The sequence below is a fragment of the Allobosea sp. 01N443 genome (assembly GCF_056399325.1).
This window is the reverse complement of record NZ_JBFTRC010000009.1, coordinates 23322-39691: the sequence shown is the minus strand read 5'-3', so window position 1 is coordinate 39691 and position 16370 is coordinate 23322. Positions and strand designations below refer to the sequence as shown.

At 65.2% G+C, this 16370-nt stretch carries 15 protein-coding genes; 10 read left to right on the top strand and 5 right to left on the bottom strand.

Features of this window, described 5'->3' with window-relative positions; genetic code table 11:
• Positions 1–19 precede the first annotated feature (19 nt).
• A complete protein-coding gene (locus tag AC1DRP_RS04510) occupies positions 20–1006 on the bottom strand; it encodes an ABC transporter substrate-binding protein (protein ID WP_476767880.1) in 987 nt (328 codons plus the stop codon).
• Between the two features lie 276 nt (positions 1007–1282).
• Between AC1DRP_RS04510 and AC1DRP_RS04505 the strand changes: the two genes are divergently transcribed.
• The 8 genes from AC1DRP_RS04505 (at position 1283) to AC1DRP_RS04470 (ending at position 8286) form a co-directional block, all read left to right on the top strand.
• Complete coding sequence (locus AC1DRP_RS04505; RefSeq protein WP_476767889.1) at positions 1283–2656, top strand: ABC transporter substrate-binding protein; 1374 nt, start codon at positions 1283–1285, stop codon at positions 2654–2656.
• 99 nt (positions 2657–2755) lie between these two features.
• A complete protein-coding gene (locus AC1DRP_RS04500) occupies positions 2756–3643 on the top strand; it encodes a carbohydrate ABC transporter permease (protein WP_441490115.1) in 888 nt (295 codons plus the stop codon).
• Complete coding sequence (locus tag AC1DRP_RS04495) at positions 3643–4479, top strand: carbohydrate ABC transporter permease (protein WP_113515117.1); 837 nt, start codon at positions 3643–3645, stop codon at positions 4477–4479. The genes AC1DRP_RS04500 and AC1DRP_RS04495 overlap by 1 nt, the downstream gene beginning before the upstream one ends.
• A 110-nt stretch (positions 4480–4589) precedes the next feature.
• Complete coding sequence (tal, locus tag AC1DRP_RS04490) at positions 4590–5564, top strand: transaldolase (protein WP_441506043.1); 975 nt, start codon at positions 4590–4592, stop codon at positions 5562–5564.
• Positions 5564–6115 carry a cysteine hydrolase family protein gene (locus AC1DRP_RS04485; RefSeq protein ID WP_441506044.1) on the top strand — a complete coding sequence of 184 codons (552 nt, stop codon included), beginning with the start codon at positions 5564–5566 and terminating at the stop codon, positions 6113–6115. The genes tal and AC1DRP_RS04485 overlap by 1 nt, the downstream gene beginning before the upstream one ends.
• Before the next feature lie 243 nt (positions 6116–6358).
• A complete protein-coding gene (locus AC1DRP_RS04480) occupies positions 6359–6970 on the top strand; it encodes an HdeD family acid-resistance protein (protein ID WP_441506045.1) in 612 nt (203 codons plus the stop codon).
• Between the two features lie 171 nt (positions 6971–7141).
• Positions 7142–7705 carry a YceI family protein gene (locus AC1DRP_RS04475; RefSeq protein WP_441506046.1) on the top strand — a complete coding sequence of 188 codons (564 nt, stop codon included), beginning with the start codon at positions 7142–7144 and terminating at the stop codon, positions 7703–7705.
• A complete protein-coding gene (locus AC1DRP_RS04470; RefSeq protein WP_476767879.1) occupies positions 7702–8286 on the top strand; it encodes a cytochrome b in 585 nt (194 codons plus the stop codon). Before AC1DRP_RS04475 ends, AC1DRP_RS04470 begins: the two co-directional genes overlap by 4 nt.
• Here the strand turns inward: AC1DRP_RS04470 and AC1DRP_RS04465 are convergent.
• The 4 genes from AC1DRP_RS04465 to amaB all read right to left on the bottom strand — a co-directional run bounded on the left by AC1DRP_RS04465 (position 8277) and on the right by amaB (position 13998).
• The gene (locus tag AC1DRP_RS04465) at positions 8277–9947 is read right to left on the bottom strand and encodes a thiamine pyrophosphate-binding protein (protein WP_441506048.1); all 1671 of its coding nucleotides are present in this window, start codon (positions 9945–9947) and stop codon (positions 8277–8279) included. The two genes, AC1DRP_RS04470 and AC1DRP_RS04465, sit on opposite strands and share 10 nt — an antisense overlap.
• A complete protein-coding gene (locus tag AC1DRP_RS04460) occupies positions 9940–11127 on the bottom strand; it encodes a CaiB/BaiF CoA transferase family protein (protein ID WP_441506049.1) in 1188 nt (395 codons plus the stop codon). Before AC1DRP_RS04460 ends, AC1DRP_RS04465 begins: the two co-directional genes overlap by 8 nt.
• Positions 11128–11241: 114 nt before the next feature.
• Positions 11242–12459, bottom strand: a complete 1218-nt coding sequence (locus AC1DRP_RS04455; RefSeq protein WP_113515131.1) for an acyl-CoA dehydrogenase — start codon at positions 12457–12459, stop codon at positions 11242–11244.
• Positions 12460–12477: 18 nt separating this feature from the next.
• Positions 12478–13998: an L-piperidine-6-carboxylate dehydrogenase gene (amaB, locus tag AC1DRP_RS04450; RefSeq protein WP_476767878.1), complete on the bottom strand. Its 1521-nt coding sequence runs from the start codon at positions 13996–13998 to the stop codon at positions 12478–12480.
• 136 nt (positions 13999–14134) lie between these two features.
• Between amaB and AC1DRP_RS04445 the strand changes: the two genes are divergently transcribed.
• The gene (locus AC1DRP_RS04445; protein WP_441506050.1) at positions 14135–15049 is read left to right on the top strand and encodes a LysR family transcriptional regulator; all 915 of its coding nucleotides are present in this window, start codon (positions 14135–14137) and stop codon (positions 15047–15049) included.
• Positions 15050–15142: 93 nt separating this feature from the next.
• Complete coding sequence (locus AC1DRP_RS04440; protein ID WP_441506051.1) at positions 15143–16363, top strand: NAD(P)/FAD-dependent oxidoreductase; 1221 nt, start codon at positions 15143–15145, stop codon at positions 16361–16363.
• Positions 16364–16370 lie beyond the last annotated feature (7 nt).

Genomic DNA, 16370 nt, shown 5'->3' with positions numbered 1-16370 from the left:
CGTCCGGCCTGGCTTGGGCTTACTCGAAGATCGCGCTGAAGCGCTTGCGCGCTGCGGTCTCGTCGGCCAGCGCCTTGGCCGCATCGAACGGCATCAGCTTGATGGCGGCGCGCTCGGGATAGCCCGCGGGCAGCGCAACGTCGGGGTGTGCCGCGACATAGCCCTGCTTCAGGGCAAGTTCCTGGCCATCCCTGGAGATCAGGAAATCGACGAACGCCTTGGCGGCCTCCGGATTCCTGGTGCTCTTGAGGATCGCGACCGGTTCGCTGACGGCGGAGACGCCCTCGCTCGGGAACACGAACTCGACCGGCGCGCCCTTGGCCTTCTCGCGGATCGGCATGAAGTCGACGATCATGCCGTAGAGCTTCTCGCCGGTCGCGACTTGCCTCAGGATGTCGCCATTGCCACCTGCTGCCAGCGCACCGTTGTTCCTGAGGGTCTCATAGTAGCCCCAGCCACCGGGCAGGTTGCCCGCGAGCGTCATGGTGTGGATCAAAGCTGCGCCGGAGTTCAGGGGGCTCGGCATGGCCAGCAGGTTCTTGACCTCCGGCTTGCCGAGGTCGAGCCAGCTGGTCGGCTTCAGTCCCGCCTTGGTGTTGTAGACGATGCCGGTGGTGATCAGCTTGGTCGCGAACCACAGCTTCTGCGGGTCGTGAATGCCGGCGGGATAGGCCGATGTCGCGGCGGCTTCATGCGCGAGCAGCCGGTTCTCCTGCTTCAGCCCTTCCATCGTCACCGAATCGGCGATCAGAAGAACATCGGCCTGAGGCGCGCCGGCCTCGATCTCGGCCCTGAGCTTGGCCATGATGCGCGGTGTGCCGTCGCGCACGAAGCTGATCTCGACCTTGGGGTATTTCGCCTTGAAGGCATCGATGGTCTGCTGGGCGTCGGTATTGGGCTGGCTGGTGTAAAGAACCAGCTTGCCCTCGGCCGCCTGGACAGCGAGAGGGGCCAGGCAAAGGGCAAGGCCCGTCGCAGCCAGAGCGATCATCGCCTTCGAATGCATTGTCTTTCTCTCCTGTCCGTCGGCCGGCCGGCCTCCGGCACTCGCGGTAGACCGCGTATATGACACATCCGTGACCTGTCATCACCGGGGCCGCTTGCGGCAGTGCAACTGCTCCACAAGGTGCTGATGCGCCACCGGGCCAACGGCCCGGCCTGCCCGAATTTCCCGCATCTGCCCGGCTTGTTTGTCGAACGGGTTTTCGACTAGTCTCCTCGGTGAAGGCGTACCAAAACGTCAGATTTAAACGTTTGAAATGGGAGGTTCTCAATGAAATCCATGCGTTATCTCGTGACCGGTGCAGCCTTCGCGGCGATCGCCGCCGGCTGGTCCGGCGCCGCCGTTGCGCAGGAGACGGTGACGGTCTGGTTCACCAAGGGTTTCTACAAGGGCGAGGACGATGCCCTGCTCGCGGTGGTCGACAAGTTCCAGAAGGCGACGGGCGTCAAGGTCGATCTCTCGCTCTATGCGACTGAGGATTGCGTGACCAAATCGGTCGGCGCCGTCGAGGCCGGAACGCCTCCCGATGTCGGCTTCTGCACCACCTATGATTTCCGCACGACCGGGAAATGGGCCTTCGACGGCAAGCTCGAGGACGTCACCGACGTGATCGAGCCGATGAAGGCAGAGTTCCAGCCGCAGGCGCTGGCGACGACCTTCCTGATGAACAACAAGGCCGGCAAGAAATCCTACTACGCCTTCCCCGTCGAACAGCAGATGATGCACATCACCTACTGGAAGGACATGCTGGAGGAGGCGGGCTTCAAGGAAGCGGACATCCCCAAGGGCTGGGACGGTTATTGGGATTTCTGGTGTGACAAGGTTCAGGGCGCATTGCGGGCCAAGGGCWAGCGCATCTACGGCATCGGCCATCCCATGGGCGTCGCCGCCTCCGACACTTTCTACAGCTTCCTGACCTTCGCCAACGCCTTCAACGCGCAGGTCGTCGACGAGAACGGCAAGATCGTCCTCGACCAGCCCAAGAACCGGGCCGGGATGATCGAGGCGGTCAAGGCCTATGCGAACATCTTCCAACGCGGCTGCACCCCGCCCTCGTCGGTGAACTGGCTCGACCCAGACAACAACGTCGCATTCCACAACCGCACGACCGTTGCCACGCATAACGCCACGATCTCGATCGCCGGCAAGCACATGGACGACATGAACAATCCGGCGCTGACCGCCGAGCAGCGGGCGACCGCGAAGAAGAACTACGAGGAGAACATCCGCACGGCCGAGTTCCCGAGGAAGCCGGATGGCAGCCCCATGACGAACCTGGCGGCGGTCAAGACGGCCGTGATCTTCGCCGATGCGAAGAACAAGAAGCGCGGCAAGGAGTTCATGGCCTTCCTGATGAAGGACGAGAACCTGCGTCCCTTCGTCGAGGGCTCGGCCGGGCGCTGGGTGCCGACGACGCTCAAGGGCATCGAGGCTCCGTTCTGGTCCGATGGCAAGGACCCGCACCGCGCGGTCGTCTACAAGCAGTACAAGGACGGCACTGTTCCGTTCCAGTTCGTCTACAACTACAATTTCACGACCGTGAATGCCGAGAACGTCTGGGCCAAGGCGGTGAACCGCGTTGTCCAGGACAAGATCTCGCCCGAACAGGCCGTGGACGAGATGATCGCTCGCATCAAGCAGATCGCCGGCTGATCCCGACGACCTGAACGACCGCGAAAACGGCATCCTGCGGCCGAACACGCCGTGGGATGCCGACCCGTCGAAAGAATGCGGGGCCTCGGAGGACAACTGATGACCGCCACCACCATGTCAGCGCCGGCAACGGTATCGGCCGAAATGACCTCGGGCCACACGCGAGACAGGGCGCTCTGGGGCGCGCTGATGCTGATGCCCTATATTCTCGTCTTCGCCGTGATGGTGGTCTACCCGGTCGGTTACGGCCTCTGGCTGGGGCTCAACTGGCAGTCCTATCGCGCACTCTTCGCGGACCCGATCTTCGTTCGCACGGTAGTCAATACCATCATCTTCCTGTTCGTGGCGGTGAACCTCAAGTTCCTGCTCGCGCTCTGGCTCTCGGGCTTCTTCGTGCAGCAGCGCGCCTGGGTGCGCATCGTGCTGGTGCTGTTCATCCTGCCCTGGGCCGTGCCCTCGATTCCGACCATCCTGTCCTTCCGGGTGATGCTGAACCCGGAGAACGGCATGCTCAACCAGCAGCTCTTCCACTGGTTCGGCATCGTCGAGGGGCCGGGCTGGCTCACCGACCCGACACTCGCCTTCGCGAGCTCGATCATGGTCCATATCTGGAAGTCGCTGCCGTTCTGGACGCTGATCCTGGTCACCGGCCGCCTGGCGATCTCGCAGGATCTCTATGAGGCCGCGAGCGTCGACGGAGCCAACGGGTGGCAGCAGTTCCGCTTCATCACCTGGCCGTCGCTGGCGACGCTCTATGTCACCTCGACCATGCTCTCGATGATCTGGACGCTGGGTGATTTCAACAGCGTCTACCTGCTCACCGGGGGTGGGCCGGGCGACTTGAACCATGTGCTGGCGACACTCGGCATCCGCTACATGCGCAACAACAACCTGGATCTCGGTATCGCCTCCATCATCGTCGCGATGCCGCTGATCCTGCCGATGGTCTTCGTGATGGTGAAGCGCCTGTCCAAGGGAGCCGAGTGATGAAAAAGGTTCTCGACGAAGGCAAGCTGATCCTGATCGCGATCCCGGTCCTGCTCTGGACCCTTCTGCCGATCTACCATCTCTTCGTGCTCTCGATCTCCAACCAGGAGTCGATGCTGGCCGGCAAGCTCTGGCCCGATCAGCCGACGCTCCAGAACTTCCAGATCGTCTTCAAGCAGCAGCATTATTACCTGACCAATTTCTGGCTGCAGATGTTCAACAGCTTCTTCATCGCCGTGGCCACGGGGCTGCTGACGCTCTTCGTTGCCACCTGCGCCGCCTTCGCCATCGCCCGGCTGCGGGTCAGGGGCGGGCGCACGATCATGAACCTGGCATTGGCGACCTACCTCATCCCGGCCGCCTTCCTCGCCATCCCGATGTACAAGGCGATGGGCTCCTACGGGCTGCTCAACACGCAGACTGCGCTGATCCTCGCCATGGTCGCGCTGGCTTCGCCCTATGCGATCTGGGTTCTGAAGCAGGCCTCCGACAAGCTGCCGAAGGAACTCGACGAGGCGGCGATCATGGATGGCGCGACCTCGCTGCAGCTCTTCCGCATGGTCTATCTGCCGCTGATGAAGCCGTCGATGGTGGTCATCGGCATCTACGCGCTGCTGCTCGCCTGGAATGAGTATCTCTACGCCTTCCTGCTGCTCTCGAGCGAAAAGGCGGTGCCTCTGGCAGTGGGGCTTGGACTCTTCCTCTCGGCGGATGACGCACCCTGGAATCTGCTGATGGCCGCGGGCCTGCTCTACGCCATCCCGCCGGCTGTGATCTATTATGGCTTCCGCAAGAACATGGTCGGGGGCCTGACATCGGGGGCAGTCAAGAGCTGACCCATCTGCGCCGTGCGCGCAGCCGTCCTTCCGGCCTACTCGCTTGACCGGACCGGAAGAGCGCCGCAGGTTTGACCATTGTTCAAGACACCGATTTCGGCAGGATCGCCATGACCGCTTCCAAGCTCGACCAGCTCCGCAAGATGACCACCGTCGTCGCCGATACCGGCGATATCGAAGCGGTGCGCCGTCTGAAGCCTGTCGATTGCACCACGAACCCGACCTTGCTGCTCAAGGCCGTCGAAACCCCGGCCTATGCCCATCTCGTGGATGAGGCGATTGTCTGGGGCCGGAAGGCTGCCGGTTCCAGCGAGGCCCGCGTGCATGCGGTTTGCGACCGGCTGGCCGTGACMTTCGGCGCCGAACTTGCCGGAATCGTCCCCGGACGGGTCTCGACCGAGGTCGATGCCGATCTCTCGTTCGACACGCAGGCGAGCATCGACAAGGCCCGTGCCATCATCGCTGCCTACAAGGAGCGCAGCATCGGGCGGGAGCGCATCCTGATCAAGATCGCCTCGACCTGGGAGGGCATCCAGGCGGCCAGGGTGCTGCAGGCCGAGGGCATCGACTGCAACCTGACCCTGCTCTTCTCGCTGCCGCAGGCGATCGCCTGTGCGGATGCGAAGGCCTTCCTGATTTCCCCCTTTGTCGGTCGAATCCTCGACTGGCACGTCAAGGCCGGCGGCGGCCCCTACACGGCGGAAACCGATCCCGGCGTGGTCTCGGTCCGCACCATCTATGCCTATTACAAGGCTTACGGCATCGACACGGTGGTGATGGGCGCCTCTTTCCGCAATACGGGCGAGATCGAGGCGCTGGCGGGCTGCGACCGGCTGACCATCGGCCCCGGCCTGCTCGACGAGCTCGCCGCGGCGCAGGGCGATCTGCCGCGCAGGCTCGCGCCGGACAATTCCGGGAAGGCACCCGCGAAGCTGCTGCTCGATGAGAAGGCGTTCCGCTTCGCGCTGAACGAGGATGCAATGGCGACAGAGAAGCTCGCCGAAGGCATTCGCGGCTTCGTCAAGGATCTGCGCAACCTGCGCAAGCTGGTCGATGCCCGTCTCGAGGGCGCCAAGGCTGCCTGATGTCGGCACTTGTCATCATCGACGTCCAGCGCGACATCCTGGCCGTGCCGGTAGCTGCGCGCGCAGTCGTCGGGGAGCGCTTTGCGAAAGTGCGCGAGCGCCTGGCCGAGTTGATCGGCCGCGCGCATGCCGCCCAGCGCCCGGTGATCTTCATCCAGCATGACGGCCCGGCCGGACACCGTCTGGAAACCGGGACCCTAGGTTGGGACCTTCATCCCGACCTGCCGCGACAACCCGGCGACATCGTCGTTCACAAGACGGCCTGCGATTCCTTTCACGACACGGCCCTGCAGGTTGTGCTCGCGGAACGGAGGATCGGCCATCTCGTGATCGCCGGATTGATGACGCAGTACTGTGTCGACACCACCTGCCGGCGTGCCGTCGGCCTGGGCTTCGATGTCACGCTCGTCGCCGATGCGCATACGACCGCCGACAGCGATACGTTGCAGGTCGAGCAGATCGTGGCGCATCACAATGCCCTGCTGGATGGTTTCGATGCCGGTTCCGCGACGATCCGTGTCACGCCGCTGGCTCAGGTCGCGTTCGCCTGAATGGCGGCCCGGCGCGGTCGCCAAGAGCGCGCTCGGACGGCTGGGAACGGCCGATGAGCTGGCCGAGCTCGTCGCCTGGCTGGCGAGTGAGCGCTGCAGTTTCTCCGCCGGCGCCGTTTTCGATCTTTTGGGCGGTCTGGCAACCTATTGAGAACATTAGCGGTTCGCCCCTAGGGTGCGCCCGGAGTTGACGGCGAGCCCCGGTGGTGGGAGCCTTCGTGAAGTTCCACTGGGGGCCTGGTCATGTCGGACGCACCCGCGCATCAACCACCTTCTCTCGGTACGCATCTCCTGCCTTTGCGACGTAACTGGGGCTGGCTGCTTGCAGCCGGTATTGCCCTGGTCATCCTTGGCGTGCTCGGGCTTGGCGCTTCCGCCTTGCTCAGCGTTGCCAGCGCCATCTGGTTCGGCGCGATGATGTTCGCCGGCGGCGTGGTCATGCTGATCGACGCCTTCCGGCACAGCGGCTGGAAAAGCCTGCTGATGCATGTGCTGATCGGCCTGCTCTATCTCGGCGTCGGCATCATGACCTTCATCAACCCGGTCGTGGCGACGGCGTCGCTGACGCTTCTGGCGGGCTTTGCCCTGGTCGCAGCCGGCATCTTCCGCATCATCGTCGCCTTCCAGACGCGGCCGACGCCGGTCTGGATCTGGGTTCTGGTCTCCGGGCTGCTTTCACTCGCGCTCGGCGGGATGATCCTGGCGCAATGGCCGGCCTCGAGCTTCTGGGTCCTCGGCACCTTCCTCGCGATCGAGCTGATCTTCCAGGGCTGGGCTTGTATCGCATTGGCCATGGCGATCCGTTCGACCTTCAATGGCGCCGCCGCCAGGCGAGCGACGCCGCAGGCAGGCTAGATCACCGGACCGGACATCGTATCCGGTCCGGTGATCGAACCCTTTGTGTTTGCATCGGCTTTCCCGAAAGCCGCAATCCACCTTTCAGGCCGATGCATTAGGGCGGCATCACCTTTGCGTGTGCGGGGCCGGGTGCCACGGCCCGGCCATCATGGGCGCGACAATGGCGGGATGCTCCGTTATGTCGCACTCGTGATTGCCGGCCTGGTCGTCGCCGAGCCTGCAGCGGCGCAAACGACCTGGCGTATCGAGCGCGGGGCCACCGATATCAGCTTCGTGACCCGCCGCTTCGGGGCAGTCGTCGCGACCGGCCATTTCACGCATTATGACGGGACATTGGCGCTCGATTTCGATCGGCCTGAACGCAGCCGCATCAGGGTCACGATCGAGACGGGTTCGCTCCAGGCCGGCTCTGCCCTCATGGATGGCTTCATCAAGGGCGAGAGCATGCTCGATACGGGGCGCTATCCGACCGCGAGCTTCACCTCTGCTGCGGTGATCCGCACCGGCGACCGCAGCCTCGAGATACGCGGGCAGCTCACCATCCGTTCGATCACCCGCCCCATTACGGTGATGGCTGTCGTCGATGGCGACATCGACAGGGCCAGGCGCGGCGAAAAGCTGCCCTTCCAGGCCAATGGCACCTTTTTGCGCCCTGCATTCGAACTCGGCCGGGAGGTCAATGTCGTCGATGACGCGGTCGAGCTTGTGATCAAGGGGCAGCTTGCGCGATGAGCGAGGTGGTGGGGCGGCCGATGCGCTGGCACCCGGCCCTCGTCGCGCTGCATTGGCTGACATTGCTGCTGGTCATTGCCCAGTTCCTGATCGCGTCGCCGATGCGCGATGAAAGCCGCAACCTCGTCGAGCGTTTCGAACTCTACCAACTGCACAAGTCGGTGGGATTGACGGTCGCAGGCATGATCGTGCTGCGGCTTGTCCTGCGCATGGTCGCCCCTGTGCCGCCGCCGGCGAATGCTGGGCGATGGCTGCAGCGGGCCAGCGACGTGGTCCATGCAGGCCTGTATGTCTGCCTGATCGCGCTGCCTGTCACGGGATTGCTCATGGTGTCGGCCGCGCCGCYGCAGATCCCGACGCTCTATTTCGGCTGGCTTGCCGTCCCGCATCTCATCGGGCCCGACAAGGCGACCTATGAGCTGATGCAGGCTCTGCATGCCTGGGCGGGCAACCTTCTCCTCGCGCTCGCCGCGATTCATGTCGCGGCGGCGCTGGTTCACGTACTGATCTGGCGTGACGGTCTGCTGCGCCGCATGTGGTTCGGCCGCAGATGGGTCGCGCTCCGCGGCGATCAGCGCTGAGCGGCGAAGGCTTCCTCGCGGATCGTGGAGAGCGACTTTGCCGGCGTGATCGCTTCGGGATCGAGCAGGCAGTGGATGATCGCCGGCTTGCCGCTGGCGACCGCGCGCTCGAAGGCCGGAGCGAACTCGGCCGTGGTCTCGACGCGCTCGCCATGGCCGCCGAAAGCCTTGGCATAGGCCGCGAAATCCGGGTTCTTCAGCGTCGTTGCCGAGACGCGGCCAGGATAGTGCTTCTCCTGATGCATGCGGATCGTGCCGTACATGCCGTTGTCGACGACGACGACGATCACCGGCAGTTCGTACTGCACGGCCGTCGCGAAATCCTGGCCATTCATCAGGAAACAGCCGTCGCCGGCGAAGGCGACCACCGTTCTCTCGGGAAACAGCCGCTTGGCGCCGATTGCCGCCGGCACGCCATAACCCATAGACCCGGAGGTCGGCGCGAGCTGCGTCGCAAACTTGGTGAAGCGATGGAAGCGATGCACCCAGGTGGCGTAGTTGCCGGCACCGTTGCAGAGGATCGCGTCATCGGGGAGGTAGCGACGCAACCAGGTGACGGCCTCGCCGGGATGGAAGGCGCCAGGTACCGGGGCGGGCTGCTCGCTCCAGGCGAGATAGGCATCATGCGCTTCGGCCGCCGCACTCGCCCAGTTGATCGTCTGGGGCGGATGAACGGTCTCCAAGGCGGCGCAGAAGGCGGTCGGCGAGGCATTGATCGCGAGGCTTGGCCGGTAGACGCGGCCGAGTTCTTCCGGATCGGGATGGACATGCACCAGCGGGCGGCCCGGATTGGGGATGCCGAACAGCGTGTAGGACTGGCTCGGCATCTCGGAGAGGCGGCCGCCGACCAGCAGCACGAGATCGCTGTCCTGGATGCGCTTCAGGAGCTTCGGATTGGGGCCGATGCCGAGATCGCCGGCAAAATTCGGATGGTTGGCCGGGAACAGCATCTGCCGGCGGAAGGAGACCGCGACCGGCAGGTCGAAGCGCTCGGCAAAACGCTGGAAACGCTCGATCGCCTGCGGGTTCCAGCGCGAGCCGCCGAGGATGGCAATCGGCGATTTCGCGGCCCAGAGCCGCTTCTGCAGGTCGATCGTCTGCAGCAGCGAGGGATGCGTCTCGGTGACCTGATAGGGTTCTGCGTCCGCGACGTCGGCGAGGTCGGTCAGCACGTCCTCGGGCAGCGCGATCACCACCGGGCCGGGGCGGCCGGAGGTCGCGACATGGAACGCACGGCTGATGATCTCGGGAATGCGGGCAGCGTCGTCGATCTCCGTCGCCCATTTCGTCATGGTGCCGAAGACGGCGCGGTAATCGAGTTCCTGGAAGGCTTCGCGCTCGCGCATGCCGCGCTCGATCTGGCCGACGAACAGGATCATCGGGGTCGAGTCCTGGTCGGCGATATGAATGCCCGGCGAGGCATTGGTCGCGCCGGGGCCGCGGGTGACGAAGCAGATGCCGGGCTTGCCTGTGAGCTTGCCGGCAGCCTCGGCCATCATCGCGGCGCCGCCTTCGGCGCGGCAGATGGTGACCTTCAGCTTCGCGTCATGCAGCGCGTCGAGCACGGCGAGATAGCTCTCGCCGGGCACGCAGAAGGCGTCGGTCGCGCCATGAATCAGCAATTGGTCGACGAGGATCTGCCCGCCAGTCCGTTCAGCCATGTGTATGCCCTCCCCAGGCGGGGTCGTTCAGGATGTCGTCTTGATGTTCGCCGAGCCGAGGGCTAGGCCGCGATGCGACCTGCCGTTCGCCGTCGATGACGATGGGCGAGGCGACGGTCGGGATCGCGCCCTTGGCCGCAGCCTCGGCAGGCAGGTCGACCTTGATGCCGCGGGCCACCACCTGCGGATCGGCAAAGACCTCGTCGATCGTGTTGATCGGGCCGGCCGGAACGCCGGCTTCTTCCAGCGCAGCCAGAAGTTCGGCCTTGTGGCGGCGGGCGGTCAGCGAAGCCAGCATCGGGATCAGGATTGCGCGGTTGGCGACCCGGCCCTTGTTGTCGGCATAATCGGCATGACTGCCGAGATCGGAGCGGCCAAGCACGTCGCAAAGCCTGCGGTATTGCCCGTCATTGCCGGTCGCGATGATGATGTGCCCGTCTGCGACGGGGAAGACTTCGTAGGGCACGATATTGGGATGGGCGTTGCCGAGCCGGGCCGGGGCTTTTCCTGAGACCAGGTAGTTCAGCGCCTGGTTGCCGAGCACGGCGACCTGCGTGTCCATCAAGGCAAGGTCGAGCGTTGCGCCCTCGCCGGTGGCATCGCGTCGCCGCAGCGCCGCCAGGATGCCGACGGTCGCGTAGAGCCCGGTGAAGATGTCCGTCTTGGCATAGCCGGCCTTGGTCGGCTGGCCGTCGGGCTGGCCGGTGATCGACATCGAGCCGGCCATGCCCTGGATCAGGAAGTCGTACCCGGCGCGCTCGGCATAGGGACCGTCCTGTCCGAAGCCGGTGATCGAGCAATAGATCAGGTTCGGATGAAGCTTGCGCAGCGAGGCGGCGTCGAGCCCGTATTTGGCGAGCCCGCCGACCTTGAAGTTCTCGATCACCACATCGGCATGGCCGGCGAGCTTGCGCACCAGGGCGCGGCCCTCCTCCGTGCGGAAATCGGCCGTGATCGAGCGTTTGCCGCGGTTGGCGCTGTGGAAATAGGCCGCCGAGAGCGTGCCGCCGTCGGTCCCTTCGACGAAGGGAGGACCCCAGTTGCGGGTGTCGTCGCCTTCTGGGCTTTCGACCTTGACGACATCGGCGCCGAGATCGGCCAGCAACTGGCCGATCCAGGGGCCGGCAAGGATGCGCGCGAGTTCGAGGACGCGCAGGCCGGCAAGGGGAGGAGTCGTCATCAGGTCATTCCGGCTTCGAGGCTGCCGTCATGGCCGGGTTTGGCCCAGCCATCCCTTGAAGGGTGCGCGGCAAAAAGACATGCCTGGGGCAAGCCCCAGGCATGAGGTCGCGGCTCAGAAGAACGCCTGCAGCCCGGTGACGGCGCGCCCGAGGATCAGCGCATGAACGTCATGCGTGCCCTCATAGGTGTTGACCGTCTCCAGGTTCGCGGCATGGCGCATGACGTGGAACTCGATCGAGATGCCGTTGCCGCCATGCATGTCGCGGGCCTGGCGGGCGATGTCGAGCGCCTTGCCGCAATTGTTGCGCTTTACCAGCGAGATCATCTCGGGCGCCATCCTGCCGTCGTCGAGCAGGCGGCCGACGCGAAGCGAGCCCTGCAGGCCGAGCGTGATCTCGGTCAGCATGTCGGCGAGCTTCTTCTGGTAGAGCTGGGTCTGGGCCAGAGGCTTGTTGAACTGCTTGCGGTCGAGCCCGTACTGGCGGGCGCGGTGGAAGCAGTCCTCGGCGGCGCCCATCACGCCCCAGGAGATGCCGTAGCGGGCGCGGTTGAGGCAGCCAAACGGCCCCTTCAATCCAGAGACGTTCGGCAGCAGGTTCTCTTCCGGCACGATGACGCCGTCCATGACGACCTCGCCCGTGATCGAGGCGCGCAGGCTGAGCTTGCCGCCGATCTTCGGCGCGCTCAGGCCCTTCATGCCCTTCTCGAGGATGAAGCCGCGGATCTGGTTGTCATGCGCGGCCGACTTCGCCCAGATCACGAACACATCCGCGATCGGCGAATTCGAGATCCACATCTTCGAGCCGGTCAGCTTGTAGCCGTCGGCCACCTTCTCGGCGCGGGTCTTCATGCCGGCCGGGTCGGAGCCGGCGTCGGGCTCGGTCAGGCCGAAGCAGCCGATCCACTCGCCGGAGCCGAGCTTGGGCAGGTACTTCTTGCGCTGGTTCTCGTCGCCATAGGCGTAGATCGGATACATCACGAGCGAGGACTGCACGCTCATCATCGAGCGATAGCCGGAATCGACGCGCTCGACCTCGCGGGCCACCAGCCCATAGGAGACGTAGTTGGCGCCGGCGCAGCCATATTCCTCCGGCACCGTCACGCCGAGCAGGCCGAGTTCGCCCATCTCATTGAAGATGGAGCGGTCGGTCTTCTCCTCGAGATAGGCCTCCGAGACGCGCGGGAGCAGCTTCTCCTGCGCGTATTGGCGGGCCGTGTCGCGGATCAGGCGCTCGTCCTCGTTGAGCTGGTCGTCGAGCAGGAAGGCATCGTCCCACTGGAATTCCGCGAGCTTGTGGCTTGCGGAGTGGCTGCGTGCGGCTTCGGCCATGGTTTCTCTCCCGTTCGCTCAGGCGTCGACGTCGAAGCTGACGCCCTGCGCCAGCGGCAATGTCGTGCCGTAGTTCAGCGTATTGGTAGCGCGGCGCATATAGGCCTTCCACGCGTCCGAACCGGCCTCGCGGCCGCCGCCGGTCTCCTTCTCGCCGCCGAAGGCTCCGCCGATCTCGGCACCCGAAGGGCCGATATTGACGTTGGCGATGCCGCAATCCGAGCCTTCGCCGGAAACGAAGGTCTCGGCCTCGCGCATGTCGAGGGTGAAGATGGACGAGGAGAGACCGGCACCGACCGCGTTCTGCAGCGCGATCGCCTGGTCCAGCGTCTTGTACTTCATGACATAGAGGATCGGCGCAAAGGTCTCGCGCTCGACCGGGCCGGTCTGCTCGGGCATCTCGACCAGCGCCGGACGGACATAGAAGCCACCGCTGCCGACATCGACCTTCTCGCCGCCCTGGACCTTGCCGCCGGCAGCCTTGGCTTCGCCGAGCGCCTTCTGCATGCCCTCATAGGCAGCCTCGTCGATCAGCGGCCCGACCAGCACGCCGGCCTCGCGGGGATCGCCGATCTTGACCGAGCCATAGACCTTGATCAGGCGCGGGATCAGCGCGTCATAGACGCTCTCATGGACGATCAGGCGGCGCAGCGTGGTGCAGCGCTGGCCGGCCGTGCCCATCGCAGCAAAGGCGATGCCGCGGAGCGCGATATCGAGATCGGCGGAAGGCGCCACGATCGCGGCATTGTTGCCGCCGAGTTCGAGAATGGCGCGGGCGAAGCGGGCGGCGAGCTTCTGGCCGACTTCCTTGCCCATCCGGGTCGAGCCGGTGGCGGAGAGAACCGGCRCGCGGTGATCCTGCACCAGTGCGTCGCCGATCTCGCGACCGCCGATCAGGACTTCCGACAGGCCGACCGGAGCCTCGGGGCCGAAGCGCTTCATGGTGCGCTCGACGATGGCCTGGACGGCGAGCGCCGTCAGCGGGGTCTTCTCGGAGGGCTTCCAGACGACGCTGTCGCCGCAGACGAATGCAAGCGCCGCATTCCAGGACCAGACGGCGACCGGGAAGTTGAAGGCCGAGATCACGCCGCAGACGCCGAGCGGATGCCAGGTCTCCATCATGCGGTGGCTCGGGCGCTCGGTGGCGATGGTCAGGCCGTAGAGCTGGCGCGAAAGACCGACCGCGAAATCGCAGATGTCGATCATCTCCTGGACTTCGCCGAGCCCCTCGGAGGTGACCTTGCCGGCTTCCAGCGTCACCAGCAGGCCGAGATCGGTCTTGGCGTTGCGCAGCTCCTCGCCGAGCAGGCGGACGAATTCACCACGGCGCGGGGCCGGGACCTTGCGCCAGGCCAGGAAGGCAGACTGCGCGCGGCCGATCGCCGCCTCGGTCTCCGCAACGCTCGTCTCGCGCAGCGTCGCCACCGTCTCGCCAGTGATGGGGGAGCGTGCTGCAAGGCCCGCGGACGCGAAGACGGTGTCCGGCACGCCGAGACGCTTGAGCAGCGCGAGCGCATCCTTCGGCAAAGATGAAGCCATGTCCTGGTTCCGACCTGTCGATTGCTAGTATGTCAAATGGCGCGGGAAAGAGCCGCCGCGCCGGAAGGGCGCAGAATGCCCTCTTCCGGTTGCGCTCGGCAACCGATATGTTCTCACGAGTTGATGAGAATAGCTCATGACCTTTGATCTCGTTCCCGGACGCCTTTCGGTGCCCTCCCTGTCGGCGCTCGCGGCCTTCGAGGCGGCTGCGCGCCATGGCAGTTTCACGCGCGCCGCCGAGGAACTGAACCTGACGCAAGGGGCGATCAGCCGCCAGGTCGCGCATCTCGAGCAGGTGCTCGGCGTCAGTCTGTTCCAGCGCGTCAAGAAACGCGTCAGCCTGACGCCGGCCGGGAGCGCCTATGCGACCGAGATCCGCGATGGGCTCTCGCGCCTTGCGGCCGCGACCGTCTCGGCCATGGCCTTTCGCGGCGCGGCCGGCGTGCTGCATCTCGGTATCCTGCCGACCTTCGGCACACGCTGGCTAATTCCGCGTCTGCCGCGCTTCATCGAGGCCCATCCCGGCGTCACCATCAACTTCACGACCAAGCTGGTGCCCTTTGATTTCGCGCGCGAGCCGATCGATGCCGCCGTGCATTTCGGCGATCCGGTCTGGCCTGGCGCTGTGCTTCATCGCTTGATGGGGGAGGAGGTCGTTCCCGTGGCGGCGCCCTCGCTGGTCGAGCGCCTGGGCTTGAAGGAGCCGGCGGATATGCTGCGCGCGCCGTTGCTGCAGCAGGCGACGCGACCCCGGGCCTGGGCGAACTGGCTGGAAAAACAGGGGCTGCCGCCGGAGCGGGCGCTGATGGGGCCGCGCTTCGAGCAATTTGCCATGGTCTCGCAGGCGGCCGTGGCTGGGTTGGGTCTTGCGATCGTGCCGCGCTTCCTGATCGAGGAGGAATTGCGCTCGGGCGCGCTCGTCGTTCCGGTCGACCGGCCGGTCAGCGGCACGGAGGGCTATTACCTGGTCTATCCCGAGACCCGGGCGGCGCTGCCGGCGGTGATCGCCTTTCGCGACTGGCTGCTCGGCGAATGCGGGCTCACGGCCTGAGCACTCGACAAGCCGGCGCAGTCGCGTCATTCATGCGTGAAATTCACCAACCCCGGCCACAGAGCGTCGTGGCCCGAACTGCGCAGGACTGACATGCCGTCCTTTTCCGAGACCGCCGATGTCGTGATCTGTGGAGGGGCCGCCATCGGTTCCTCCGTCGCCTATCATCTCGCCGCCGACCCAGGCTTCAAGGGCAAGGTGGTGGTCCTGGAGAAGGATCCGACCTACCGCTACTCCGCCTCGGCGCTCTCGGCGGCTTCGATCCGCCAGCAATTCTCGAGTTCGGTGAACATCCGTATCTCGCTCCACGGCATCGAATTTTTGCGCAATATCGGGACGCATCTCGCCGTCGATGGCGAGGTTCCGGCCATCGATCTGCATGAAGGCGGCTACCTCTATGTCGCGAGCGGCGAGGGAGCCCCGGTCCTCGCCTCGAACCAGAAACTGCAGCAGGACGAGGGCGCCGATATTGCGCTCTATGCTGCGGATATGTTGCGCAGCAAATTTAGCTGGCTCAATGTCGAGGATCTCGCCTGCGGCACCTATGGGGTCAGCGGGGAGGGCTGGTTCGACGGTTGGGCGCTGCTCCAGGCCTTTCGCAAGAAGGCGCGCGCGCTCGGTGTCGAGTACCGCCAGGGCGAAGCGGCGCGCTTTATCGTGGAAGGCGGTCGCGTCGTCGGCGTCGAGCTTGGCGATGGCAGCCGCATCGGCTGTGGCGCGGTCGTCAACGCCTCGGGCACGCATGGTGCGCGGCTGGCGGCAACGGCCGGCATCGCGATTCCCGTCAGGTCGATGAAGCGCTACGTCTTCAGCTTCACCTGCAAGGGCGAGGTCGATAACTGCCCGCTTCTGATCGATACCTCCGGTGCCTATTGCCGGCCCGAGGGCAAGCGCGGCAGCGAGGGGCAGATGTTCATTTGCGGCGCCTCCCCGCCGGCCGAACTCGATCGCGAATGGATCGAGACCGATGCCGATGTGGAGGATGTCGACTGGTCCTTTTTTGAGGAGCATGTCTGGGCGCCGCTCGCCCATCGTGTGCCCGCCTTCGAGGCGATCAAGCCCGGTCGCGCCTGGGCCGGCCCCTATGACATGAATGAACTCGACGGCAATGCCATCCTCGGCCCGGCCGTCGGCCTGCCGAATCTCTATCTCGCCAATGGTTTCTCGGGGCACGGCCTGCAGCAGTCCCCGGCTGTGGGAAGGGGGATTGCCGAGCAGATTGTGCATGGCGGCTATCGCACGCTCGATCTTGCCGATCTCGGTCACGAGCGCATCGTTGCGGGGCGGCCGCTGACGGAGGCCAATATCATCTGAGGAGGCA

Bases quoted from the DNA above. Each gene is read 5' to 3' on its own strand.
- AC1DRP_RS04495 (WP_113515117.1), top strand. From the start codon at position 3,643: ATGAAAAAGGTTCTCGACGAAGGCAAGCTGATCCTGATCGCGATCCCG.
- AC1DRP_RS04475 (WP_441506046.1), top strand. From the start codon at position 7,142: ATGCTCCGTTATGTCGCACTCGTGATTGCCGGCCTGGTCGTCGCCGAG.
- AC1DRP_RS04500 (WP_441490115.1), top strand. From the start codon at position 2,756: ATGACCGCCACCACCATGTCAGCGCCGGCAACGGTATCGGCCGAAATG.
- AC1DRP_RS04465 (WP_441506048.1), bottom strand. From the start codon at position 9,947: ATGGCTGAACGGACTGGCGGGCAGATCCTCGTCGACCAATTGCTGATT.
- AC1DRP_RS04485 (WP_441506044.1), top strand. From the start codon at position 5,564: ATGTCGGCACTTGTCATCATCGACGTCCAGCGCGACATCCTGGCCGTG.
- AC1DRP_RS04460 (WP_441506049.1), bottom strand. From the start codon at position 11,127: ATGACGACTCCTCCCCTTGCCGGCCTGCGCGTCCTCGAACTCGCGCGC.
- AC1DRP_RS04480 (WP_441506045.1), top strand. From the start codon at position 6,359: ATGTCGGACGCACCCGCGCATCAACCACCTTCTCTCGGTACGCATCTC.
- AC1DRP_RS04455 (WP_113515131.1), bottom strand. From the start codon at position 12,459: ATGGCCGAAGCCGCACGCAGCCACTCCGCAAGCCACAAGCTCGCGGAA.
- AC1DRP_RS04510 (WP_476767880.1), bottom strand. From the start codon at position 1,006: ATGCATTCGAAGGCGATGATCGCTCTGGCTGCGACGGGCCTTGCCCTT.
- AC1DRP_RS04445 (WP_441506050.1), top strand. From the start codon at position 14,135: ATGACCTTTGATCTCGTTCCCGGACGCCTTTCGGTGCCCTCCCTGTCG.
- AC1DRP_RS04440 (WP_441506051.1), top strand. From the start codon at position 15,143: ATGCCGTCCTTTTCCGAGACCGCCGATGTCGTGATCTGTGGAGGGGCC.